The organism is Lactobacillus sp. HMSC08B12 (genome assembly GCF_001808415.1).
Lineage (GTDB): Bacteria > Bacillota > Bacilli > Lactobacillales > Lactobacillaceae > Lactobacillus > Lactobacillus delbrueckii.
Window position 1 is genome coordinate 31,454 of the sequence record NZ_KV793208.1, and the last position, 23,084, is coordinate 54,537.

Consider the following 23,084-nt stretch of genomic DNA (forward strand, 5'->3'; position numbering starts at 1 on the left):
CCTCTAAATGCGGGGATGGGTCTTTTGGTAGACGTCCAGGATATGCTTCTGGGTCAGATTAGTATAGATTTGGGTCGTGGAAATGTCAGTATGGCCCAGAATTTCCTGGACCACCCGCAAATCCGCCCCATGCTCCAGCAAATGGGTCGCGAAGCTGTGGCGGAGGGTGTGGGGAGTCACATCCTTGGCAATGCCGGCCTGCTGGCAGTACTTCTTGATCTTCTGCCAGACGGCCTGCCGGGTCAACTGCCCGCCCCGGCTGTTCAAGAACAGGTAATCGCTGCTCTTGCCCCGCTTTAAAAGCTGCTGGTCCCTGACAGGCAGATAGCGCTTAATCCAGTCTAAGGCCAGGGCGCTCACCGGAATAAGCCGTTCCTTGCTCCCCTTGCCCAGGACTTTGATCAGCTGCAGGTCGGCATGGACATCGGCTAATTGCAAGTTGACCGCTTCGCTGACCCGCATCCCCGTCGCGTAAAGCAGTTCCACAAGGGCCCGGTCGCGGATTCCTAAATCCGTAGTCAGATCTGGCTGCTCTAAGAGCTTGCCCACTTCAGCCTCAGTCAAAGCCAAGGGCATCCGCTTCTCCCGCTTGGGAGCATCAATCTGGCTCATGGGGTCCAGGGCGATCAGCTGCTGGCGGACCAGCCACTGGTAAAAGCGGCTCAGGGTCGACACCAGCCGGCTGATAGAGCTGTTAGCCTTGCCCAAGTCCCGCTCTTTAGCTAAAAAAGCATCGATTTCCACGGCTTCCAGCGGCCAGGCGGGCATCTGCTCTTCTTTGACAAAGGCCAGAAACTCCAGCAAATCCTGCTTGTAGGCCGCGATGGTATTCGGACTGAGTCCCCGCTCAATCTGGCTGTAGCGCAGATAATCGTTTATCTGCTCAGCGAGCTTATTCATCCGCCTCATCCTTAATCAGCTTGATCGTGCCGGCTTCCTTGTCCTGGCTGACCAGGCCCCGCTTGATCAAGTTGCCTAAGGCCCGCTTAAAGGCAGACTTGGAGATGCCGAAATAGTCCTTGATGGCCTGGGCCTCGCTCTTGTCGCTAAATGGCAGGGTCTTGTCGCCCTTGCGGCGCAAAGACATCATGATCATAGCCGCGTCATCGTCAATTTCTTCAAAAGACCGGGGCAAAACGCTCATGTTCAAGCGGCCATACTGGCTGACCCCGATTACCCGGGCCTTTACTTCCTCACCCAGCCGCAGCGGCTGCTGCATTTGAGATTCATGGATGAAGCCCAAATAGTAGTCATTGGTCAAAACAAAGCAACCCAGGGACTTGCTGGAGTATACCCGGGCCAGCAGGTTCTTGTTGACCAGGTTGTTGGGGAAACGGACAGCGATTTGGTCAAAGACGTTTTCGTCAGCGGCCTTGGCCCAGATCCGGTCCTTGTCATCAGTTTCCAGCCGCACCAAAAGACGGTCATCTTTTTGCGGCCAGCGGGCCGGGTCAAGTGGCAGGTCGTCCAGGGACATAACTATATCCTTATCAGGCAAGCCAACGTCCAAAAAGACCCCCAGCCCCCGCTGGACCCTGGTAACCGTGGCCCAGCCGTATTGGTCAGCCTGGGCAAAAGGCAGGAACTGGGTCATTTCCCGTTCATGTTTTTGGTTATCATAAATAAATCCCGTGATTTGCCCGCCAATTTCCGGCGTCTCTTCCTGGGTGATTTCTTCTTTCTTCAATTTGAACGTTAAGCCATCAATCTGCACGAAATAGGCTTCAGCGTTGCTGTCAGTGATTTTACCGGTCCGGATTTCTCCAAGCATAGTCTGCCTCCAACTTTACATAATTCTAATACTAGTATACGGGAACAAAGAAAGAAAATAAAGCAATTAACAATAGTTTTTCTGCCAGTTCGCTGATTTTTTTCAATTCACGCATATTTTTTTCTATTTTAAAGCAAGTTTTGACCAAGTTCTTTAATTAATCTAGGTAATCAACGAAAAGGAGGCTTACATGACCAAGAAAAAACACCTTTACGAAGTTGACCTGATGCGCTGCTTCTTTATGTTCGGCATCGTGCTCAACCACGTGGCCAGCACATTTGCCGCGGCTTTAGGCAACAAGGCGACCCCTGCCGGCCGCTTTTCAGTATCAATGCTAATTTCCCATAAATTACTACTCAAAGTGCTCTATCAGTTGATATATCAACCTTTTATAGGATTTCGTTGGGTTTAAGTTACAACTCAAAAAATATTATCCTAAACTTCGAAAAAGACCGTAATAGTAGGCTTCTTAGACATTGAGTTGTAAAATCCTGGGAAATTAGCAATCAACCCACTTGATCCTGCACTTTCCCCGCTTCGGCTTTATGTTCATCACCGGCCTGGTTCTCTTTTTAGGCTACTGGGGCCGGCCTAAAAAACAAAACTGGCCGGTCTTCTGGAAAAAGCGCTATATCGGTAGCGGTATTCCCTACCTCTTCTGGAACGGCCTCTTTTTGGCCTTTCTCTTGCTGACCAGCGGCTCTTTTAGCTGGAACAAGTGGCTGACCGGCTGGCTGGAAGCCATCAGCAAGGGCAACCAGTTCTACTTCAGTCCACCCTCCTGCGCCTAATCGCCGGCCTGGAAGCACCGACAGCCGGGGAAATCACCATGAACGGACAAAAATTATCCGGCCTCAACCAGCAGGCCCGGGTCATGTTCCAAGATGATCGCCTTTTGCCTTGGAAGACCGTCCTGGGCAACCTGCTCATGACCGGCAATGACCCGGACAAGGCCAAGCGCCTTTTAGCCCGGGTGGGCCTGGAAGAATACGCTGACGCCTACCCGGCCACCCTGTCCGGGGGGGCAGAGACAAAGAGCTGCTTTAGCCAGAGCCCTCCTGTCCTCTCCCCAGCTCCTGCTTTTGGACAACCCCCTCGGAGCCCTTAATGCCTTGACCAGATCCAAGATGCAGGAGCTCATCCTCCAGGTCTGCAAGGAAGAGGGCATCACCACAGTGCTCGTTACCCACGACGTCCGGGAAGCCACCATCATGGCCAACAAGATCTGGGTCATCAAAAACCAAGGGATCGCGACAGAAATGATCAACGACTTCCGCGACCAAGACGATGACCAGGCCCAACTGGCCAAGGACAAGATCTTCCACGACACCTTGCAGATCATCTTAGGTGAAGATGACCTTGCAGCTTAACAATTAAAAAAGTGATAATTTAACTCTAGCTCAGCTGGAGTTTTTTAATGCGCTTTTTCCTCCCTGCTAAACAGCCCATATCGGTCTTCTAAGGTCGGCTATTCTTTTTGGGTAGATTAAGTTTGCAGACGATTTAAAGCGGCTCAGCAGTTTAAAATACCTCTTCTGCCTTAGCTATATTCAAGGCAATCATTAAAGAAAGCAGAGAAAAAATTGGCAAAGAAAAAGAGCTCAATCGATTGATTGAACTCTTTTTTCTGTGGTTGTCAGACTTGCAATCCTAGATTACAGGTTTGAAACTTCACCTTGGTAAATTGCGCCGCGACGTGCGTCAACAGTCAAAGTTGAGCCGTCAGCGATCTTTGAAGTTGCGTCAGCAGCACCGACAACAACTGGAATGCCGAGTGATACGCCGACAACAGCTGCGTGGCTGGTCAAGCCGGAAGCTTCAACGATCATACCGCTGGCCTTCTTGATAGCTGGCATGTAGTCCTTGTCAGTAGTCTTAGCTACCAGGATGTCGCCTTCGTGAACCTTAGCGTTGGCTTCTTCAGCGCTGTTCGCAACAACAGCCTTGCCGATAACTGAGCCAGTGCCTACGCCCAAACCTTGAGCAAGTTGGTTGCCGATGATTTGCAGCTTCATCAAGTTAGTAGTACCTGATTGGCCGAATGGTACGCCGGCAACGATGATTACCAGGTCGCCATCCTTAACGAAACCGTGTTCCTTAGCTACGCGGGCAGCTTCTTCGAACATTTCGTCAGTGTTTGAAGGTTGCTTTGCCAAAACTGGTTCAACGCCCCAAACGATACCCAATGAGTGTTGGATCTTTTCATCGAAAGTCAAGGCAACGATGGTTGCGTCTGGACGGTACTTGGAGATCATACGAGCTGAGTAGCCGGAGCTAGTAGCAGTAATGATAGTCTTAACGCCCAGTTCTTGAGCAGTGCGGACAACTGATTCACCGATAGCTTCAGTAACGTTTGAACCCTTGTATTCTTCAAAGCGTTGCAGAGCCAGAGTGTTCCGGGTGTCCATTTCCTTTTCAGTCCGAACGTTGATGTCGTGCATAGCTTGAACTGATTGTACTGGGTACAAACCGTTTGCTGATTCACCTGACAGCATAGTTGCGTCAGTACCGTCAAGAACGGCGTTAGCAACGTCAGTCACTTCGGCACGGGTTGGACGTGGGTTTTCTTGCATTGAGTCCAGCATTTGAGTAGCAGTGATAACTGGCTTGCCCAAAGCGTTGCACTTCTTGATCAAAGTCTTTTGAACAAATGGCACGTTGATGAATGGGATTTCAACACCCATGTCACCACGGGCAACCATCAAACCATCTGAAACTTGCAAGATTTCGTCGATGTTGTCAATACCTTCTTGTGATTCAATCTTTGGGAAGATCTTAACGTATGATGCGTTAGCTTCTTCGCAAAGTGCGCGAATGTCAAGAATGTCTTGAGCCTTACGTACAAATGAAGCAAAGATGAAGTTAATACCGTGCTTCAAACCAAAGCGGATGTCGTCAGTGTCCTTTTCAGTAATCCCTGGGAGGCGGATTTCAACACCTGGAGCGTTAACACCCTTCTTTGAGCCGATGACACCAGTGTTTTGAGCTTCACAAACCAATTCGCGCTTTTCTTCGTCCTTGGCCTTGATAGTCAAACCAACAGCACCGTCGTCGATCAATACAGTGCCGCCTACGTGAGTGTCGTCGAACAGACCTGGGTAGGTAACGTGGATCATGTCCTTGTTGCCGGCCTTGGTTGCGTCCATTGACACGCGGATTTCGTCACCAGTGTTGATAGTGAACTTGCCGCCTTCTTGGTCAGTGGTTCTGATTTCAGCACCCTTGGTGTCCAAAGCGATGCCTAAAAGCTTGCCAGTCTTCTTTTCAACTTCACGAACCATGTTCATTCTTGCCAAGTGTTCTTCGTGGTCACCGTGTGAGAAGTTGAAGCGGAATACGTTTGCCCCTGCTTCGGCTAACTTGGTAATAGTTTCAATATCGTTTGAAGCTGGCCCTAAAGTACTAACAATCTTCGTTTTTTTCATCTTGAAAAAATCTCCCTAAATCAAAAACTATAAAAATAACTATCTTGATAAATCTGCGTTGAGCTTTAACAAGTCATAGTCACCCTTGTGAGACTCATCAAACAAATCAAGGATGTCGTGTGAAGTAACCTTGCCGTTTTCAATGCCGACAGCCAGGCCGCCCTTGCCTTCCAAAAGAAGGTGAACGGCTTCACTGCCCAGCTTGGAAGCCAGCACCCGGTCAGAAACAGTTGGCGTGCCGCCCCGCTGCATGTGACCCAAAACATTGGCCCGGACGTCGAAGTCACCATACTTCTTCAGTTCAGCCATGAATTGGTCAGCGGTCATTACGCCTTCAGCAACGACTACCAAACCGTGGTCCTTGCCGCTTTCCTGGGCTTGCTTGAGCCGGTTGGCGATTTCTTCGACATCATATGGTCTTTCAGGAATGACGATCGCGTCCGCCCCGCAGGCTACGCCGACGCGCATAGCGATGTCACCACAGTTGCGGCCCATTACGTTGACAATGAAGACCCGGTGGTGGCTGGAAGCAGTGTCACGGATCTTGTCGATCGCGTCCATTGCCGTCATGCAGGCCGTGTCATAGCCGATCGTGGCATCCGTGTAAGGGATGTCGTTATCGATCGTGCCTGGCAGGCCAATTGAGTTGAAGCCGTGGCGGGTCAGCTGCAGGGCGCCATGGTAGGAACCATCCCCACCAATAACGACAACAGCATCGATGCCGTGCTTCTTCAATTGCTCAATACCAGCCAGCTGTCCTTCTTCTTCTGCAAATTCAGGATAACGCGCAGAGTAGAGGAAGGTACCGGAAACATTGATCAAGTGGGCTACGTCTTCACTTTCCAATGGGAAAATGTCGCCCGCAACCAAACCTGCAAAACCGTATCTGATACCGAAAACTTCCAAACCGTTCGCGATCGCGACTCTGGTTACGGCTCTTACGGCTGCATTCATACCAGGGGCGTCACCGCCGCTAGTCAAAATACCAATCCGTTTCATGAATTCACCTCATCATGATTTAAATTGTGTAATATCTCACATCACATAAATCATAACATTTTTCCCGCATAAAGTCTTGTAAAATCTGGTTTAAATTCGATTTTTTCAGACTTTCGACCTGTTAGGGCTTACAAATCCCAGCCTGGCGTTTATTATTTATTTCACTAGGAGAGATTTTTTTCAAAAAAGCAAATTGGTCAAGTCGTTTTCAGCGCAAATTTACCTGCTTCATGTCCCAAATTTTGAAGTCCAGGATCTCTCTTTGGCCTAAAGCTTCCAGCTTGAGCAGGTAGTAGTCATTTACCTGTAAATTCAAAGTTAATTTGGCCAGTTCCCCGGCAAAAAGCCAGCACCTGTAGCGGCCGGAAGAATCAGCCAGAATCAAGGTCGCCATCTTCCGTCCCCGCTTGTCTTCCTGGTAGCGGACAGCCAAAAGCTTGGCCAGGGCCTGGCCCCTTTCTTTAACCTGGAAGTCGCCTAAGCGCTTGGTCCGGTAGTGCTGGTCAAAATAACGCTCAAGAGCCAGGTCCTTAGGCTTGACGGTAACCGGCTTGACTTCTTCAGCCTGCTCGAGCTGCTTTAAGTCCAAAAGGCGCAAATCCTGCAAGATCAGCTGGTAGCCCCGGCTGTCCTTTTGGTCTTCTTTTTTGTCAACTTGCAGGAGGTAGACGGCGTTTTCTTTCAGAATTTGGGCAAAGCGGCGGTACTGGCTGGTAAAAATGGTCACCTTCTCGCTGGTCTGTCCGTCGCTAAAGACGGCGTTGCTGCCTAACTCACCGGCCCGGGCTCCCCGCTTGACCCGCCAGTCGTTTTTCTTAATGAACTGGGCAAGCACCTGCCCGGTCTCGTTTAAGGCAAGACCAGCAAAAGGCTTGGCCCCATAACGCTTGGCCAGGGCCTTGCCGGCAATTTCCAGGGGAGATGCCGTTACGGCAAAGCCCATGGCTCTTTCTTCCATAGCCACCTTTTCTGCTGGCGTCGGCATTGGCACGTTTTCTTCCTTGGCGGCCAAAAAGTCCTGCAAGACCAGGCTTTTTTGCGACAAGCGGGCAGTATTGAGCATGTTGCCGCAGTTGACCAAAAGACTGGCCCGGTTGGGACTGACCTGGTCAAAGAGGCCGGCTTCGATCAAGGGGACCAGCTGCTTTTCTTTCAATTCCTTGGTATCCAGCTGCCGCAAAAAAGCCGGGAAGCTGGTTACTGGCCGTTTTAGGGCCAGAAGCTGGTCCAAAAAGGCCGGCGTAATCCCCATAATGTCCTTTAAGCCCAGGTAGATCCGGCCTTCAAACAAGCGGGCCTCTGCCTGGCTCAAGTTGATGTCGGGCCCCAGGATCTCAACGCCGGCCTTTCTGGCCTGGCGGATGATGGCCCCTTTTTCCTTGCCCCGGCTGGCCCTGAGCTTTTCCAAGTAAAACTCCCTAGGGAAATGGACGGACAAGAAGGCCTGCCAGTAGGCCAAAAGGGCATAGGCGACGGCGTGGGAGTGGTTGAAGCCGTAGTTGGCGAAAGGCTCGATTAAGGCGTAAACTGCCTCGGCGGCTTGCCGGCTGTGTCCCTTTCTGACAGCGCCAGCGACAAACTTGCCCTTTTCTTCGGCTAAGAGGCCAGCCTGCTTTTTGGAAATCGCGTTCCGGAAGACGTCAGCCTCCGCCAGGCTGAAGCCCGCGAAAATCCGGGCTGTCTGCATGACCTGCTCCTGGTAGACGAAAATACCATAGGTCGGTCCCAGGACTTCTTTTAAGCTGGGGTCAGGATACTGAACCGGGCTGGTCCCGTTTTTCCGGGCGACGTACAAGGGGATGCTGGCGATCGGGCCCGGCCGGTAAAGGGCCACGGCGACGGACAAGTCGTCAAAAGTCCGGGGCTGGATTTTTCTTAAGACCTCCTGCATCCCGCTGGAATTAAACTGGAAAATCTGCTGGGTCTCCCCGCGGGCAAAAAGGCGCAAGGTATCCGGATCATCCAGGGGCAGCCGGGTCAAATCCAGGGGGCCGCTGGACTTTTGAATCTCTGCTAAAACGCCTTCCAAAAGTTCCAAATTGTCCAGGGTCAGAAAGTCGATCTTTAAGAGACCATACTTTTCAACGTACTTTTTGGTCTGCTCAACCGTCCACAGAGGGGCTTCTTTCCCAGTCATCAAGCCGATCTGCCTGGATAGGGGCTCTTCACTGATGACCAGGCCGGGAGCGTGGGTGCCCGTGTCTTCCGGCAGCCCTTCCAGCCTTGCGGCGGTTTGATAAAGAAGGCGGGTCAAGGGACTGGCAGCGACCAGGGCCTTAAATTCAGTCTGCTGGCCAGCTTCGGCCAAAGTTTTGGCTGCCCCCATGGCCTGCTTGAGGCGGGCGATAGCCGGCAGGGTTAAGCCAAAGACCTGGCCGGTCCGCTCAAGGACGCTTTTGGCCTTCATGGTCGTCAAGGCCAAAATCCGGGCCACCAGGTCAGAGCCCTCGCCAAAGCGGGCTTTAGCACCGTATTTTTCCTGCACGTAAGCAAAAGCCAGCTTTCGTCCGCTCGTGGTAAAGTCCAGGTCGATGTCGGGCATGTCGGCCCGGGCGGGGTTTAAGAAGCGCTCAAAGAGCAGGTCGTATTTTAAGGGGTCAATTTGGGTAATGCCTAAAGCATAGGCTACCAAGGACCCGGCAGCTGACCCCCGGCCCGGGCCGACCAGGGCGCCTCTTTGCCGGCAGTAATTGACGATGTCGCCGACGATCAAAAAGTAGTCAGCAAAGCCCATCTGCTGGATGACGGCCAGTTCCTTTTGCAAGCGGGCGTGGTAAATTCCCTGCCTAAGGCCTAATTTTTCCAGGCCAGCAAAAGCCAGCTTTTCCAAATATTGGTCGGAAGAAAGTCCTGTTGCTTGCGGAAAGACCGGCAGCTGTGGCTCCTTAAAAGGAATCTTAGCATGGCAGCTGGCCGCGATCTTGCCGCTGTTGGCCAAAGCTTCTTCTAAGCCCATTTCCCGGCAGGCATCTTCCAGGACAGGCGCGGGCCGCAGCCAATGTGACCCCTGCCCCTCCGCCATCAAGGTCAGTTCATGCTCATCCAGGACCCGTCTTTCCTTAATGGCCTGCAGGACCTTGCAAAGAAACTGGTCGCCCGGGTCTAAGTAGCGGACGTCCTCAACAACCGTGATGGGCAAGGCTGAAATTTCTGCCAGCTTTTTGACATAGGCATCATAAGCGGCCGCGGATTCAGCCGGGTAAACGCCTAAGTATAAGGGCAGGCCTTTTGGCAAAAAGGCCTGGAGCTTTTTAACATATTCCTCACCACTGTTCCTCAGTTTATTAAGCTGGCGCAGTTCGCTGGTCAGCCCGGCCGGCACGATCACGGTCAAGTCAGACAATTCGGGCAGGTCAGACAGGCTAGGCGCCGGGCCGGCAAGGTCGCCAGAAGCGATATTTAAAAAGCTGGATAGGCGCATCAAGGACTGGTAGCCTTTTTGACTTTGAGCCAAAAAGACCAGGTCATATTCTGCTTCTTCCAATTCGACTCCCTTAAAGCGGCCCTGCAGGCCCAAAAGGGGCTTGATCCCTGCTTTTACGGCTTCCTGGTAAAAGTCGGCCAGGCCAAAAGTTACATTGATGTCCGTCAGTGCCACGGCGCTATAACCCCGCTCTTTTGCCCCCTGGACCAGGTCAGCCGTTTTCATTGGGCTGGCCAGAATGGTATTGGCCGAAATCGTCTGCAATGCTGCTATGTTCACCTTGCTCGCCCTGCCTTTCGCTTTTTGCTAGTTATTTTAATTATAGCAAAGTCCTTTTTCCACCAATTGAATTTGCTTGCCGATTCTGGTAAAATGCAGAGCGAAAGAAGGAAGATACTATGGGACGTTACATTGTTTGCATCGTCTGGGGGATGATTTTTACTTTCATCATCGGCTTTATCGGAGCCCCTCTGACCCAGAGCACCTATAACCCTGTTACCTTGTTGATCGTCGGTGCCGTATTTGGCCTGCTGTTCTCTTTGACTATTCCAAAGATCACGGCCAGGTCATACAATGACGACTCCGCGTACAGCAAATAAAACAGAAGACCACAGTGGCTAGCCTAACCGGCTAGCCCTTTTTGTTGTAATTTTTCTATCCACGGGCAAAAGATGCTATGATTTACCTAGTCTAATTTTATTAAGGAAGTTGACTAATGAAAGATAACCTGATCGTTTTTAAAGTAGGAACCTCCTCGCTGACCAGCCCGGCCGGCGACCTGGATCCGGAGAAGATCAAAAAAATTACCCGGCAGCTGGCCCAGCTGCACCAGGCCGGCTACAAGCTGGTCCTGGTAACTTCAGGATCCATCGCGGCTGGCTTCCGCCGGCTCGGCTTTGACAAACGACCCAGGAAGGTGGCCAACAAGCAGGCTGCGGCCGCTGTCGGCCAGGGGCTCTTGATCGAGGAATACACCCGCAGCCTTTTGGTCCAGGGCGTGGTTTCCGCCCAGATCCTCCTGACCCAGGACGACTTCGCTGACCAGCGCCGCTACCAAAATGCCCAGACAGCCTTGAACGTTCTTTTGAGCCGGCGGGTCATCCCCATTATCAACGAAAATGACACCATCGCCATCGATGAACTGAAAGTCGGTGACAACGACACCCTGTCAGCCCAGGTAGCCTCCCTTTTAAAGGCTGACCTCCTGGTCCTTTTGACAGATGTGCCTGGCCTGTACAGCGACAACCCCAGAAAGAACCCTGATGCCCGGCCGATCCCGATCATCAACGAGATTACCCCGCAAATTTTTGCAATGGCCGGCGGGACCGGGTCCAGCAATGGAACCGGCGGCATGGCCACCAAGATCAAAGCCGCTGACATGGCGACCAAGTCCGGCGTCCCGGTCTTCATCTGTTCAGCAGACTCCACTGCCCTGGTTGACGCCGTTCACCAGAAGAACCAGGGGACCCTTTTTACAGCCAACGAAAATGCCTTCAACCAGAAGAAGCAGTGGCTGGCCTTCTACGCCCCGGCCAAAGCCCGGGTCTACATCGACCACGGAGCCGTCCACGCCATGGCCAGGGAAGGCTCCAGCCTCCTTATTTCCGGGATCAAACAGGTCCAGGGCAACTTTAAGAAAGATGACATCGTGGAAGTCTACAGCTTGAAGAGCAAGAAGCTGATCGGCAAGGGCAAGGCCCGATTCTCCCGGCCTGTTCTTGAAGAAATTCTGGAGCAAAAGCACCCTGAAGGCATCTTCATCCACCGTGACGACTGGGTTACCACCCTTTGATTTGAGAAAGGAAAAAGAAAATATGACTGAAAGCTCAACTCAGCAACTGATGGACAGCCTGCTGGCAAACAAGGCGGCTGTCAACCTGGCGAATACTGCCGATAAGAACGAAGCCTTGGCCTTGATGGCTGACAGCCTGCTGGATCATGAAGCGGAGATCATTGCTGCCAACCAGCTTGACCTGGAAAAGGCCAAGGGGCAGATTCCTGACGTCATGCTGGACCGGCTCCGCCTCACCCCAGACCGCTTAGCCGGCATGGCCAGCGGCATCCGGGCCTTGATCGACCTGCCAGATCCAGTGGGCCGCCTTTTAGGCGAGCACACGGCTGACAATGGCCTTAAGATTGAAAAGCGGTCCGTGCCTTTTGGCTTGATCGGGATGATCTATGAAAGCCGGCCAAACGTCACTTCTGACGTGGCGGCCCTGGCTCTTAAGTCCGGCAATGCCGCCCTTTTGCGGTCCGGCAAGGATGCTTTTAATTCTGCTAACGCCATCATGCAGGCCTTAAAGGCGGGCTTAGCCAAAAGCAAGATCTCCCCAAAGGTGATTGAACTGGTGCAAGACACCAGCCGGCAGTCTTCCACCGAAATGATGACGGCCCGGGGCAAGATCGACCTCTTGATCCCGCGTGGGGGCAAGGGCTTGATCAGAGCGGTTGTTGACAACGCCAAAGTTCCGGTAATTGAAACCGGGACCGGGATCTGCCATATCTATGTCAACAAGGCCGCTAATTTGGACGAGGCAGTCAAGATCACGGCCAATGCCAAGATGAGCCGACCATCAGTCTGCAACGCTGCTGAAGTCTGCCTGGTTGACCAGGAAGTTGCCGCTGACTTCCTGCCCCGTTTAGCTGCAGCTTTTGCCGGCAAGGTTGAGATGCGGGCTGACGAAAGAGCCAAGGAATTTTTGCCAGAAGCTAAAGCAGCTGGCCCGGACGACTTCGACACGGAATTTTTGGACTATATTATGGCTATCAAGGTCGTAGACGGAATTGAAGAAGCGATTGACCACATCGCCAAGCACTCAACCCACCACAGCGAAGCCATCGTGACTGAAGACCAAGCAGCCGCTGACCGCTTTACCCAAGCCGTCGACTCAGCCGCTGTTTACGTCAACGCTTCTACCCGCTTTACCGACGGGGGTGAATTCGGCCTGGGCTGCGAACTGGGCATTTCCACCCAGAAGATGCACGCCCGGGGGCCAATGGGTTTAAACGAACTTACCAGCTACAAGTACATCGTCCGTGGCCAGGGCCAGGTCAGAGAATAGCAAGGAGTTTTTTATGAAAGTTGGATTTATCGGTTTAGGCAACATGGGAAGCGCGATCGCCAGAGCAGTTGCCAAGTGTGATGACGTCAGCCTGCTTTTGAGCAGCCACAACCCGGAAAAAGCCGGCAAGCTGCAGGCGGAAATCGGCGGCCAGCTCTTAGACAACGCGCAAGTTGCTGCTGAAAGCGACGTGGTCTTTTTAGGCGTCAAACCTTACCAGGTGGCCAGCACCATCAAGGAAATTGGTGAAAACAGCAATAACGGCAGCATCTGGATCTCCATGGCGACCGGGGTCAGCCTGGAAACTTTGGCCAAGCTTTTGCCCGGCCACGACCTGGTCAGAATGATGCCCAACACCCCAGTAGCCATCGGCCAGGGCATGACCAGCTACACCAGCCAGAGCAGCCAGGCCAAAGATGTCTTCAAGGAATTAATGGCTCACTCCGGCAAGGTCGTGGAAATCCAGGAAGGCTTGATGGATGCCGCTACGGCAGTAGCTGGCTGCGGTCCGGCCTTCGTCTACCAGTTTATTGAAGCCCTGGGCGACGCTGGCGTGCAAAACGGCCTCTCCCGCTCCCAAGCCATTGAAATGGCCGCCCAGACGGTTTTGGGCTCAGCCCAGATGGTCCTGGCGACCGGCCAGCACCCGGCCCAGCTCAGAGATGCCGTAACTTCACCAGGCGGCTCAACCATTGCCGGCGTCGTTGAACTGGAGAAGAATGGTTTCCGCTACGCGGCCATCAGCGCAGTTAACGCGGCTCTTAAGCGGAACCAGGAATTGGGCTAAAGAGCTAATAAATATGATAACAAAGAAATACCCACTGAAGATTTGCTTTCCTTCAGTGGGTATTTTTTCGTAAGTTTAATGGCTGGTTTCGACCATGATATAAGACCGGTTGTTGTAGAGGTTTCTTGACCGAGAATATTCAAGGTTGACCCCGGAATTGGTCCAGACGATCTGCTCGATTTCCAGAATCGGCGTGCTTTCGTTGGCCCCAAGGTACTGCCGGTCATATTTATCTGGCAGATCAGCCTTGATCCGGCGGAAGACCCCGCCAAACTTGATATGCAGCTTCTTGTGCAGGTAAGAATAGATCGACCCTTCCAAGATCCTTTTGGACAGGGCCGGCACCGGGCTGACCGGCATATAGGTATGCTCAATCACCAGAGGCTCGTCGTCCAAAAGGCGTAAGCGGATGATCTCATAAACCGGGTCATTTTCATCCAGGTTCAATTTCTCGCACAAGTCAGCTGACGGAAAGGCTACTTCAAACTTGATAATCTTGCTGCTCACCCGGTCACTGCCGTTTTCAGCCGACAGGCCGGCAAAAGAATTGACGGGGGAGTCATGCTGGCCCAAAAGGGTCAAGTTGGACAAGACCTTGGTTCCCAGGCCTGACTCCTTGTAAACAAAGCCTTCCTGCTCCAGCAAGTCCAAAGCGCTCTTGACCGTAATCTTGCTAACCGAAAACTCCTAAGCCTATGTATTAATAGTATGGCGTCTATTATTTTTAGAAAAAATTAAATATTTTCTTACATCAAAGCCTGATCGTAGATGGCCCGCTGGCCGCCGACATACTTTGGCCGGCGGCGGGCACAGATGATTCTGGCCTCCCCGATCTTGTCCAGGGAAATTCTTAGGGGAACGACCACCGGATGCAGGTGCATCCCAATCAAGGTACCGCCAATGTCAATCCCGGCTTCCCCCCGGGCAGCAATGTCTTCTACAAGTACCGCATTTGGCATTTTCTGGTAGGCTACGGTCGCGAAGGCCCCGCCGGCATGGTTTGGCTGGGGAATGGCGTTGACCTGCTCTAAGTCATACTTTTCCATCGCTTCCCGGCTGACCACCAGGGCCCGGTTCAAGTGCTCGCAGCACTGGGCGGCCAGGAAGATCCGCTTTTGCTCCAAAACTTCATTGATCCCCTGGTAAAGGGCTTCAGCAACATCAGTGCTGGTATTGGTGCCGATCGCCTCACCTAAGACCTCGCTTGAAGAGCAGCCAACCACGAAAAACTGGCCGGCCTTGATCCCGGATGCCTCGACAATTTCACTGACGGCCTGCTTGGCCTGCTTTTGAATTTCTGCTAAATCCATCTTTTTCCTCCAATCTTGTTTCTTGCTTTGCTTGCTGCCTTTATTGTAACTCAGTCAGCAGATTCTGCCGCGAGCATAAGCAAATCTGTTAAAATATAGAAAAAATAATAAAAATTTCTGTTCATAATTAGTGAGGTGTTCATTGCCATGCACAAACAAAGTCTGGCCCTCAAATTTTCTTTTGTCTTTGTCGTTCTTTCAATAGCTATTTCCCTGCTCACTGCTGCCTGGCAATTAGCGCAAGGCAAGTCCGGTAGCCTGCTCCTGGTCCTTGAGACCGGGGCTGGCCTGCTCTTGGTCCTTTTGCCGGCCCTTTTGAGCAAGTGGCTTCGCTTTTACCTGCCGGCTTTTTGTGCCTGTACGGGGTGGCCTTTGCCGTCTTCTGCGGGGTCCTCTGGGAATGCTATGAGTTTACCTGTGACGGTCTTTTCGCCATGAACCTGCAGCGCTACCTGTCAGCGGGCCGGGCTCTTGCCGGCCGGGCGGCCTTACTGGACACCATGGGTGACTTGATCGCCGACCTGGCCAGCAGCCTCCTCTTCAGCTGCTGGAGCTACTGGCAGCTGAAAAACGACCGCTCCTGGCTCAAGACCTTCTTTTTCAAGAAATACAGCCCGGACGACTAGGCAAGCGTCCGCCTGACCGCCGCTAGCAAGGCCTGCTGGGAGAGGTCTTTCTTTTTCAAACTGTCTAATACATGCCGGTCAATCGTTCCCTTCGTCAAAAGATGGTGAATGATGACCGGCTTTTTCTGTCCCTGCCGGTAAAGGCGGCCATTCATCTGCTGGTACTGCTCCAGGCTCCAGGGCAGGGTAAACCAAATCAGGGTGTGGCCCCCTTCTTGCAGGTTAAGGCCCGCCCCGGCGCTGGCCGGCTGGACCAGCATGACAGGGATCTTGCCCTTGTTCCAGCGGCGGATCATGCCAGGTGAGCCGTCAAAAAGCTCAGCCTTGACCCCGTTTTTCCGGTAAAAGGCTAAAAGGCGGGAGGCGTCTGACTTGAAATAATAAGCGACCAGGCTGGGCGTAGCCGTATTGCTGGTTAAGTAGAAGCAGCTTTCTATTTTTTCAGCAAAAATCTCCTGGTAATGCTCCCCGTCTTCTTCATAGATGGCACCGCTGGCTAGTTGCCGCAGGCGGCCGGCTAAGACAGCCGCGTTATCGGCGCTAATCTCCTGGCCAGGCAGGTCCAGGACCTGGTCTTTTTTCAGCTGCTGGTAGCTCTTTTTGGCCCTTGGAGGCATTTCCACCCAGTCCAGGCTCTCTGTCAGTTCCGGCAATTTCAGCCGAGTATTTTTCATGGAGATGACGATATCGTCGATGGCCTGGTAGATTTTTTCCTCACTTCCTGGCAAAAGCCGCCACTTGACCGGGTGGTTGTTGACCAGCAAGGTCGGCTCAAAGTACTGCTGCCGGTAGGCCGTGATGCTCCTGCCCAGCCGCTCTCCCTGGTCCAAGAGGTAGATTTGTGACCACAGGTCCTGGAGGGAATTAGGCGCCGGGGTCCCGGTCAGTTCAATCAGGCGCTGGATCCTCCCCCGCACGCTCTTTAAGGCCTTGAAGCGCTGGGAAGCCGGTGACTTGAAGGACTGGGACTCATCGATTACCACGTTTTTAAAAAGCCAGGGACCCAGGTCAACCAGCTTGCTGACCAGGTCCCGGCTGGCAAAATACAGCTGCCAGTCACCCTTGGCGGCCTTGGCCGCGGCAGCTTCATAGAGCTCTTTCCGGCCAGCTGGAGTCAGCTGGCGGCCTTTTTCATCGGTCAAAAAGGACTGGGTCTTAAAAGGCAAGTTCCACTTATCAATCTCATCTTGCCAGGTCGACTTAGCCACGGTCTTTGGGGCGATCACCAAAATATGCCCCTTCATCCCCTCTTCCCGCAATTTAGCCAGGGCAGCCAGGGTCGTCAAGGTCTTGCCCAAGCCGATATCCAGGAAAATCCCGCAGTAAGGGTGGTCCATAATAAAGTTCATGCTGTAGAGCTGATAGTCATGCAGGGGCAAAGTCTGCCCGCCCAACTTAACCTGGGCATCAACCATTTTCCCAGCAAAAGACTCAGTCTTTTCTTTTGCTCCTTTTGCTTTTTTAGCTCCTTTAACTCCTTTAACTCCCTTTACTTCTTCTGCTTTATTTGCGTCATTTGGCTTTTGGGCAGCCATGATCACCCCATCCAGCTGCAACTGCCAATTGCCATTTCTCCCGGCTTGGCTGAGGGTCAAGGTCACCACTTTCCCGGCCGGGACTTCCTGGCCAAAAATCTGCTTGAGCCTGCCGCCTTCTTCTTTGGCCAGCCAGGGCAGGACCCCTTCGGCCGCCTCAAAAGAAACAATTGCTCCCGGCAAATTCTTTTCTAAATGGCCGGCAACCAGCTCCCAGTCTTTCAAGGTCACGAAAGCATAGGGCTTTTGGTGGACAGGCAGGCCGGCTAATTTTTCCGCTGCCTGCACCTGCCGCAATTCTTCGGCTGAAACGAAGGAAGTCAAATGGCTCTTAACCACTTTCCCTTGCACGCGCACATTTTCTCCTGGCATACTCCACCTCCTTAAATCGCTGCTTTTATTATGCCACAAGGGCATGAAAAAAAGGCCTGGCGGCCTTTTTCTTCGTTATTCGTTACTAATAGAAGCGATAGTACTTCTTCGTGTCGACCTTGACCTCTCCTTGAGTCAGGTATTCGCTGAACATCTGGACATAGTCCTTGTCCAAGGAGAATTCGATCTTGTCCAAGCTGTATTCCGGGTAGAAACCGCCCCCGTTGGCCCGGTAGTTGTTGACGGCCAGATGGTAGACCTGGTCATCTTGAATATCCTGGCCCTTGAACTTCAGCTTGGTCAAACGCTGGCCGACCGGCTTGGAGAGGTCAGCCTCGTATTCCAGTGGGTAAAAGACGTCAAAGTGGTAAAGTTCCGGTTTTGGCTTGAGGTAGCGGTCGATAAAGTGGATCTTGCCGTTTTCGTCTTTTTCCAAAAAGCTGGCCGTGTGCTCTACAATGTGACGGAGCTGCTTACCAGTCAATTTGACGCTGACCAATTGGTTGGCATATGGGTAGTTCAAAAGAATGTCCCGCATGGTTACCGTCTTGCCAAAACCCTTGGCCACGTCATTCATCACAGCCGTGGCTGAAAGGTCAGCGTGGGTGAAGTAGAGCTGCATCTGCTGGAGCAGGTTGATGAAAGGTGCCCCTTCAATCCGGCCCTTGTTGGCATCTTCAATCGGGGCTGGCTGGTCCAGGTGGGCAATTGGCTGGTCAAGCCATTTCTGGGTGGCTAGATCGAGCGGCTTAACGATTTCTTCAACTTCCGGGTCTGATGCAAAGTCCTTGGTGTCGATCAATTCGCTGGTAGCTTCTTTGACCTTGTAGCCTGCTTCCGTCTTTTCCAGGTCCAAAACGACTTCCGCAATCGCCTCGCCCCGGTAGCCCGGCTGCACGCAAGGCTTGCCGGACGGGCTGATCATGTTCAGTCTCCGGTGCTGGTGGCCCGTCAGCATGACGTCGACTTCCGGGATCTCAGTCAGAATCCGGTAGCCTTCGTTTTCCCCGTTGTGCGGTTCAGTTGCTTCCCCGCTGGCGATGTCACTTTCAAAGCCGCCGTGGTAAAGGACGGCCAGGACATCGACTTGCGGCTTGATGATCTTGGCAAAATGAGCGATCTGTTCGTAAGCAGACTTAAAGGCCAGGCCCTTGATCCGGTCAACTGCTTCCCAGTGAGGGATGTACTGGGTGGTAATCCCCAAAACGCCAACCTTGACCCCGCTTCTTTCCAGGATCACGTAGTCCCGGCCCAGAGTCGGCACCTGGGTTTCGGTATCCAAAATATTGCAGTTAACGAATGGAGCCTTGTTGTTGTCCACATAGTAGGCCATGTATTCCTGGCCAAAGTTAAAGTCATGGTTGCCTAGGCAGCGGACGTCGTAGCCGACCGCGTTGTAAGCAGCAGTAAAGCGGGCCAGGTTGTCCAGATTCTTGCTGCCATGGGTGTAAGCAGCCAAAGGAGACCCCTGCAGGCAGTCGCCGGCATCAGTCACGATGACGTGGTCTGCCCCCCACTTGGCCTTCTCCGCCTTGATAGCGCTGGCTACCCGGCTAAGGCCGTAAGGAGCGTCGTAGTCGCCCGTGCTCTGGTAGTCAGTTGGCAGCAAGTAGCCGTGGGTGTCGCTTGAATGTAAAAAAACCAGTTTCATTCTTCGAATTCCTCAATCCTAATTTTTGGCATAAAAAAAGACACCAGAAAAACAGGTGCCTTTTAAATTAGTCGTTATCGCTAGCGCTGTTTTCGCTGACTACTTGACGACCCTTGTAGTAACCCTTAGGGGAAACACGGTGGCTCAAACGGTATTCACCAGTAGTTGCGTCGTAGTGCATTGCTGGCACGCTGAGCTTCAAGTGAGCGCGACGTGAACGTTTCTTTTGCTTAGAAGTATGTCTTGCAGGAACTGCCATTTATAACTGATCTCCTTTATTGTAATATCACAGTATCAGGTCGGTGACCTAAATACTCAAGTAATTAAATAATACTATTGCCTGGCAAATAAATCAAGAAAAACCTTACTTTATTTATTTGCGGGAGGCAAATTCAAGCGACAATTTGTCCCCGATCCCCGGGAACAAGTTGTACAATTTGGCCAAAGCCGCCAGGCTGACCGGGAGGTTGAGCTCACGCTTGTTTGAACCGAAGTAGTGGACTACTTCCCAGGCAACGTCGTCCGGGTCAAGCATGAAGGCCTGGACATTCTTGACGTACTGGCCGCTTGCGTCGGCAATGTTGAAGAAGTTGGTGTAAACCGGACCCGGGTTGACGGTCATGACCTTGACGCCAAAAGGCTTGAGTTCAAGGCGCAGAACGTTGGAGAACTGGATTACGGCTGCCTTGGCGGCGCTGTAAGCCGCTGACTTGGTCGTCGGCACCTTGCCGGCCATGGAGCCAAAGTTGATGATCTGCCCGCTGCCCTGCTCCAGCATCAGGCGGCCAAAAAGCCGGGTCATGTACATCAAGCCCAGGACGTCAACTTGGAACATTTCCGTGGCGTCTTGCATGTCAGCTTCCATGAATTCCTCAAACTTGCCGAAACCAGCCGCGTTGACCAGGTAGTCGATGTGCTTGACCTTTTCCTTAACTTCGGCAAAAGCCGCTTCGATGTCGCTGGCCAGGCCCAGGTCAGCCTTGACGGCGAAAGCTGCTGAAGCAGACAATTCCCGGGCTTCAGCAGCGATTTCCTCCAGCTTGTCCAGGCGGCGGGCCAGCAAAACAACCGTGGCGCCCCGGCTGGCGCTTTCCAGGGCAATTGACCGGCCGATCCCGCTACTGGCCCCGGTAATAACTACAACTTTATTGCGTAATGAATCACTCATCTTTATCACGTTAACCTTTCATTGGAACTACGAACTTGTCCAGGTCCTTGGCCAAAGTCGTGGCCGGGAAGATCTCCCGCGCCTGTTTGACCATCTGGCTGGCCAGAGGGCCCACGTAGCGGGCCGAAACATGAGTCAGGTATAAATGCCCGACATGGCAGGCGCTAGCCGTCTCAGCGGCTTGTGTGCACGTTGAGTGGTAATAGTCCCTGGCCAGCTTACCTTCGCTGGCGTCAAAGGTCGCTTCATGGACCAAGACATCAGCATGGTCAGCCAGGCGGCGGATTGACGGCGTTGACCGGGTGTCGTAAATCACGGTCACTACCCGCCCCTTCTTGGCCGGGCCTAAGAAATCCTTGCCGTTCAACACCGTGCCGTCAGCCAGTTCAACCTGCTCACCCCTCTTTAGTTTACCAAGGAGCGGGCCGTTTGGCACTTTAAATTCCGCCAATTTGTCCATCAAAAGCTCACCGGCCTTGTCAGCTTCAACCACCCGGAAGCCCCAGCTGTCGATCCGGTGGTCCAGCTTTTCAGTATAAACCTCAAAGCCCCGCTCACTGACGATCTTGCCGCCTTCTTCCAGGGTGACGAATTTAATTGGATAAGAAATCTTCGCTTTTGAAATCCTGAGAGAGGTCTTGACGAACTGTTCAATCCCTGCTGGCCCGTAAATGGTCAAGGGGCCGACGTCGCCTTGAAAGGACCTGGTTGACAAGAGGCCCGGCAGACCGAAAATGTGGTCGCCGTGATTGTGCGAGATAAAAATCTTCGTGATTTTGCGCAGGCGGATATTGGTGCGCAGAATCTGGTGCTGGGTTGCTTCCCCGCAGTCAAAGAGCCAAATCTCGTTCAGCTCATCCAATAGTTTTAAAGCCAGGCTCGAAACGTTCCGTAGCTTTGACGGCTGGCCCGAGCAGGTGCCAAGAAATTCCAGTTCCATTTAACTCCCATTCTTTTCCAAACAAGTATAAAAAGGCTAATTCGATCCGCTGGCGCGGACCATTTCTTTGACGATATAAGTGCTGTAGTAGTTTTGCCCCACATTATTCGGGTGGGTCTTGTCGTCGTAAAACCAGCTGGACTGGCCGTGGGCGTAGCCGTACCAGTCAATGACGGTCAAGTTCTTGTACTTCTTGGTCAAGGCCTGCAGCTGCTGGTTGACCTGGTTTTGCCAGGACCGGGTTGGCACGACGACATTGATCCAAAAGAGCTGGCGCTTCGGCCCGACAATCTGCATGATTTGCTTGACTTCGTCATCAGTAAAAGGCCCGTTGGTCCCCAGGCCAATCAAGACATTGTCCTGCAGCTCACCTTTTTGGGCATAAGACTGCAGCAGCTGGGGGGCCACGTTGGCCTGCCGGGAAACCGTGGCGTCAATCACGGCGTGCGGCAAAAGCTGGTGCAAGATGTCACTTGAAGAAGCCATGACCGAGTCGCCAATGGCCGTCACCTGCAGCTTTTGCGCGGCTTGCAAGTCAGCCTGGCTGATCCCGTACTTCTCAAATTCCTGGTTGACCTTTTTTCCGCCGCTCTTAGACTTAGTCGTTTTTGACTTGGTCTTGGCCTTGGAAGTCTGCTTGCTCTTCTTGCTGGATGACTTCTTAGCCGCTTTTCGCGAGCTCTTGATCGATTCCAGGGCCTTCTTGTTCATCTCAGCCTGCTGCTTGGAGTTGTCATTGATCGTCTTGATCAAAGCCCCATCCTTGTTGTCAGCCTTGGCCAGCGGGGAGAAGATGATCCCGCCGCTGCCGATCAAAAAGACCAGGAAGAAGGCCGCCGTCTTCAGCCAGTTTTTGGACAACTTGACTGGCCACTGAAAAAGCTTGGTCAAGTTGTAGCGGATGCCTTCGCTGGTGTAGCGTTTTTTTTCAAAAAGACGGTAAGTAATTTCACTGATCAAGAGGATCAAGACAATCTCGGTCACCCGGTAAAGAGTCACATGGTCGGCCAGGTCGCTGACCCGGCTTTCGAAAAAGATCATGACCGGGAACTGGTAGAGGTAGATTTCATAACTTCTTGACCCCAGCCAGTTAAAGACCGGGTTGGTCATCAGCCGGTTCCAGATTCCGACCGGAGCCGCGATTACCGCCGCGAAAACCGTCACGAAGAAGCTGAAGATGAACATCCCACCATAATATGGGAAAGCGGTCTGAGCGTTCATCAAAGGCGAGAACATGAGCAAAAGCATCCCAAACAGGGTCGCCAGCCCCGTCCAGTTGAGAATCACCCCGTCTTTTTGGGTAAAGCGGTTGTCCAGCTCTTCAAAAGGCCAGAGAACTGCCATGGCGCTGCCCAGGCCCAAAGAGAAGAAGCGGGTGTCAGTCCCGTAGTAAATCCGGCTTGTATCCTGGCCCGGCCGGAAAAGCAGGGCCATTTCCAGAGCGGACAAGACCGACAGGCCCACCAGAACCCAGAAGATATTCCGCCGCTTTTTGGCAAATTTGACCAAGAGGGCCATCACCAGCGGCCAGAGCAGGTAGAACTGCCAGTCAATCGCTATCGTCCACAAGTGGGTAAAAGGCGATTCATTATTGGCAAAACGCTCAAAGTAACTCTGCCCGTTGAATATCTGCCACCAGTTATATACCCCCAGCAAGTTGCTGGCGACAATCTGGTAAAGCTTGTTTAAAAGGTTGCGCTGAAAGAGCACGATATATGCGCTGGTCAGCCAGAGCATGGCGATCAGCGGGGGATAAAGACGCTTGAAGCGGCGCTGGTAAAAGGACTTGATGTCAAAATAGCCCTGATTGCGGTAGGCAGCCATAATCTGGTTGGTTACCAGATAACCGGTCAAAACCAGAAAGACCGGCACGCCCAGGTAACCTCCGCCAAAGTGGTCCGGATCCAGGTGATACAAAATTACCCCGATTACGGCCAGGGCCCGCAAGCCAGCATAGCCAGTAATATATCGTTTCTTCATTTTTTCAATTTTCTAACTTTCGTTTCTCTATTCT

Annotated in this window: 21 protein-coding genes and 2 pseudogenes; 10 read left to right on the plus strand and 13 right to left on the minus strand. The window is 52.6% G+C overall.

All coding sequences use genetic code 11. From position 1 onward, the window contains the following. Positions 1-3 precede the first annotated feature (3 nt). Positions 4-900, minus strand: a complete 897-nt coding sequence (xerD, locus tag HMPREF3168_RS08490) for a site-specific tyrosine recombinase XerD (RefSeq protein WP_080550698.1) — start codon at positions 898-900, stop codon at positions 4-6. Further along, positions 893-1,771, minus strand: a complete 879-nt coding sequence (locus tag HMPREF3168_RS08495) for a CvfB family protein (RefSeq protein ID WP_003612963.1) — start codon at positions 1,769-1,771, stop codon at positions 893-895. The genes xerD and HMPREF3168_RS08495 overlap by 8 nt, the downstream gene beginning before the upstream one ends. Positions 1,772-1,961: 190 nt before the next feature. Here HMPREF3168_RS08495 and HMPREF3168_RS10810 point away from each other — a divergent pair, with 190 nt between their 5' ends. The 5 genes and pseudogenes from HMPREF3168_RS10810 to HMPREF3168_RS09995 all read left to right on the plus strand — a co-directional run bounded on the left by HMPREF3168_RS10810 (position 1,962) and on the right by HMPREF3168_RS09995 (position 3,141). Beyond that, complete coding sequence (locus tag HMPREF3168_RS10810; protein ID WP_148129891.1) at positions 1,962-2,183, plus strand: hypothetical protein; 222 nt, start codon at positions 1,962-1,964, stop codon at positions 2,181-2,183. Positions 2,184-2,286: 103 nt separating this feature from the next. Further along, positions 2,287-2,562: a hypothetical protein gene (locus tag HMPREF3168_RS08505; protein WP_246825706.1), complete on the plus strand. Its 276-nt coding sequence runs from the start codon at positions 2,287-2,289 to the stop codon at positions 2,560-2,562. A 38-nt stretch (positions 2,563-2,600) separates the two neighbouring features. Beyond that, positions 2,601-2,729 (plus strand): annotated as a pseudogene (locus tag HMPREF3168_RS10955) (aliphatic sulfonate ABC transporter ATP-binding protein); the annotation flags it as partial. 34 nt (positions 2,730-2,763) lie between these two features. After that, positions 2,764-2,832: pseudogene (locus tag HMPREF3168_RS10960) on the plus strand (hypothetical protein); the annotation flags it as partial. Between the two features lie 51 nt (positions 2,833-2,883). Next, the gene (locus HMPREF3168_RS09995) at positions 2,884-3,141 is read left to right on the plus strand and encodes an aliphatic sulfonate ABC transporter ATP-binding protein (RefSeq protein ID WP_246825709.1); all 258 of its coding nucleotides are present in this window, start codon (positions 2,884-2,886) and stop codon (positions 3,139-3,141) included. A gap of 285 nt (positions 3,142-3,426) precedes the next feature. Here the strand turns inward: HMPREF3168_RS09995 and pyk are convergent, their stop codons facing one another. The 3 genes from pyk to dnaE all read right to left on the minus strand — a co-directional run bounded on the left by pyk (position 3,427) and on the right by dnaE (position 9,898). Continuing rightward, positions 3,427-5,196: a pyruvate kinase gene (pyk, locus tag HMPREF3168_RS08520; protein ID WP_003612947.1), complete on the minus strand. Its 1,770-nt coding sequence runs from the start codon at positions 5,194-5,196 to the stop codon at positions 3,427-3,429. 39 nt (positions 5,197-5,235) lie between these two features. Beyond that, on the minus strand, positions 5,236-6,195 hold the full coding sequence (gene pfkA / locus HMPREF3168_RS08525) for a 6-phosphofructokinase (protein ID WP_003612988.1): 960 nt from the start codon (positions 6,193-6,195) through the stop codon (positions 5,236-5,238). Between the two features lie 208 nt (positions 6,196-6,403). After that, positions 6,404-9,898 carry a DNA polymerase III subunit alpha gene (gene dnaE, locus HMPREF3168_RS08530; RefSeq protein WP_246825707.1) on the minus strand — a complete coding sequence of 1,165 codons (3,495 nt, stop codon included), beginning with the start codon at positions 9,896-9,898 and terminating at the stop codon, positions 6,404-6,406. A gap of 119 nt (positions 9,899-10,017) precedes the next feature. Here dnaE and HMPREF3168_RS08535 point away from each other — a divergent pair, with 119 nt between their 5' ends. The 4 genes from HMPREF3168_RS08535 to proC all read left to right on the plus strand — a co-directional run bounded on the left by HMPREF3168_RS08535 (position 10,018) and on the right by proC (position 13,468). After that, a complete protein-coding gene (locus HMPREF3168_RS08535; protein ID WP_003612908.1) occupies positions 10,018-10,218 on the plus strand; it encodes a YjzD family protein in 201 nt (66 codons plus the stop codon). A gap of 116 nt (positions 10,219-10,334) precedes the next feature. Then, positions 10,335-11,411 (plus strand): glutamate 5-kinase, encoded by a 1,077-nt coding sequence (gene proB, locus HMPREF3168_RS08540; protein ID WP_003612902.1) that lies wholly within the window; start codon positions 10,335-10,337, stop codon positions 11,409-11,411. A gap of 22 nt (positions 11,412-11,433) precedes the next feature. Beyond that, positions 11,434-12,681: a glutamate-5-semialdehyde dehydrogenase gene (locus HMPREF3168_RS08545; protein ID WP_003612907.1), complete on the plus strand. Its 1,248-nt coding sequence runs from the start codon at positions 11,434-11,436 to the stop codon at positions 12,679-12,681. A gap of 13 nt (positions 12,682-12,694) precedes the next feature. Beyond that, on the plus strand, positions 12,695-13,468 hold the full coding sequence (gene proC / locus HMPREF3168_RS08550) for a pyrroline-5-carboxylate reductase (protein WP_002877626.1): 774 nt from the start codon (positions 12,695-12,697) through the stop codon (positions 13,466-13,468). Between the two features lie 75 nt (positions 13,469-13,543). Here the strand turns inward: proC and HMPREF3168_RS08555 are convergent, their stop codons facing one another. After that, positions 13,544-14,113 carry a GntR family transcriptional regulator gene (locus tag HMPREF3168_RS08555; RefSeq protein ID WP_236156511.1) on the minus strand — a complete coding sequence of 190 codons (570 nt, stop codon included), beginning with the start codon at positions 14,111-14,113 and terminating at the stop codon, positions 13,544-13,546. 101 nt (positions 14,114-14,214) lie between these two features. Continuing rightward, positions 14,215-14,778 carry a TIGR01440 family protein gene (locus HMPREF3168_RS08560; protein ID WP_013439386.1) on the minus strand — a complete coding sequence of 188 codons (564 nt, stop codon included), beginning with the start codon at positions 14,776-14,778 and terminating at the stop codon, positions 14,215-14,217. A gap of 323 nt (positions 14,779-15,101) precedes the next feature. On the opposite strand from HMPREF3168_RS08560, the gene HMPREF3168_RS10820 reads away from it, so the two are divergent. Next, positions 15,102-15,404, plus strand: coding sequence for a DUF2238 domain-containing protein (locus tag HMPREF3168_RS10820; RefSeq protein ID WP_231519811.1), 303 nt, complete (start codon positions 15,102-15,104; stop codon positions 15,402-15,404). Here HMPREF3168_RS10820 and HMPREF3168_RS08570 read toward each other — a convergent pair. The 6 genes from HMPREF3168_RS08570 to HMPREF3168_RS08590 all read right to left on the minus strand — a co-directional run bounded on the left by HMPREF3168_RS08570 (position 15,401) and on the right by HMPREF3168_RS08590 (position 23,050). Continuing rightward, positions 15,401-17,311, minus strand: a complete 1,911-nt coding sequence (locus HMPREF3168_RS08570; protein ID WP_003613985.1) for an SNF2-related protein — start codon at positions 17,309-17,311, stop codon at positions 15,401-15,403. The two genes, HMPREF3168_RS10820 and HMPREF3168_RS08570, sit on opposite strands and share 4 nt — an antisense overlap. A gap of 85 nt (positions 17,312-17,396) precedes the next feature. Further along, positions 17,397-18,962, minus strand: a complete 1,566-nt coding sequence (locus HMPREF3168_RS08575) for a bifunctional metallophosphatase/5'-nucleotidase (protein WP_003613987.1) — start codon at positions 18,960-18,962, stop codon at positions 17,397-17,399. A gap of 67 nt (positions 18,963-19,029) precedes the next feature. After that, a complete protein-coding gene (gene rpmF, locus HMPREF3168_RS10005; protein ID WP_003614010.1) occupies positions 19,030-19,221 on the minus strand; it encodes a 50S ribosomal protein L32 in 192 nt (63 codons plus the stop codon). A gap of 114 nt (positions 19,222-19,335) precedes the next feature. Then, positions 19,336-20,130, minus strand: a complete 795-nt coding sequence (locus HMPREF3168_RS08580; RefSeq protein ID WP_003613994.1) for an SDR family NAD(P)-dependent oxidoreductase — start codon at positions 20,128-20,130, stop codon at positions 19,336-19,338. Between the two features lie 10 nt (positions 20,131-20,140). Beyond that, complete coding sequence (gene rnz, locus HMPREF3168_RS08585) at positions 20,141-21,070, minus strand: ribonuclease Z (RefSeq protein ID WP_003613998.1); 930 nt, start codon at positions 21,068-21,070, stop codon at positions 20,141-20,143. Between the two features lie 36 nt (positions 21,071-21,106). Further along, positions 21,107-23,050, minus strand: a complete 1,944-nt coding sequence (locus tag HMPREF3168_RS08590) for an acyltransferase family protein (RefSeq protein WP_003614000.1) — start codon at positions 23,048-23,050, stop codon at positions 21,107-21,109. Positions 23,051-23,084 lie beyond the last annotated feature (34 nt).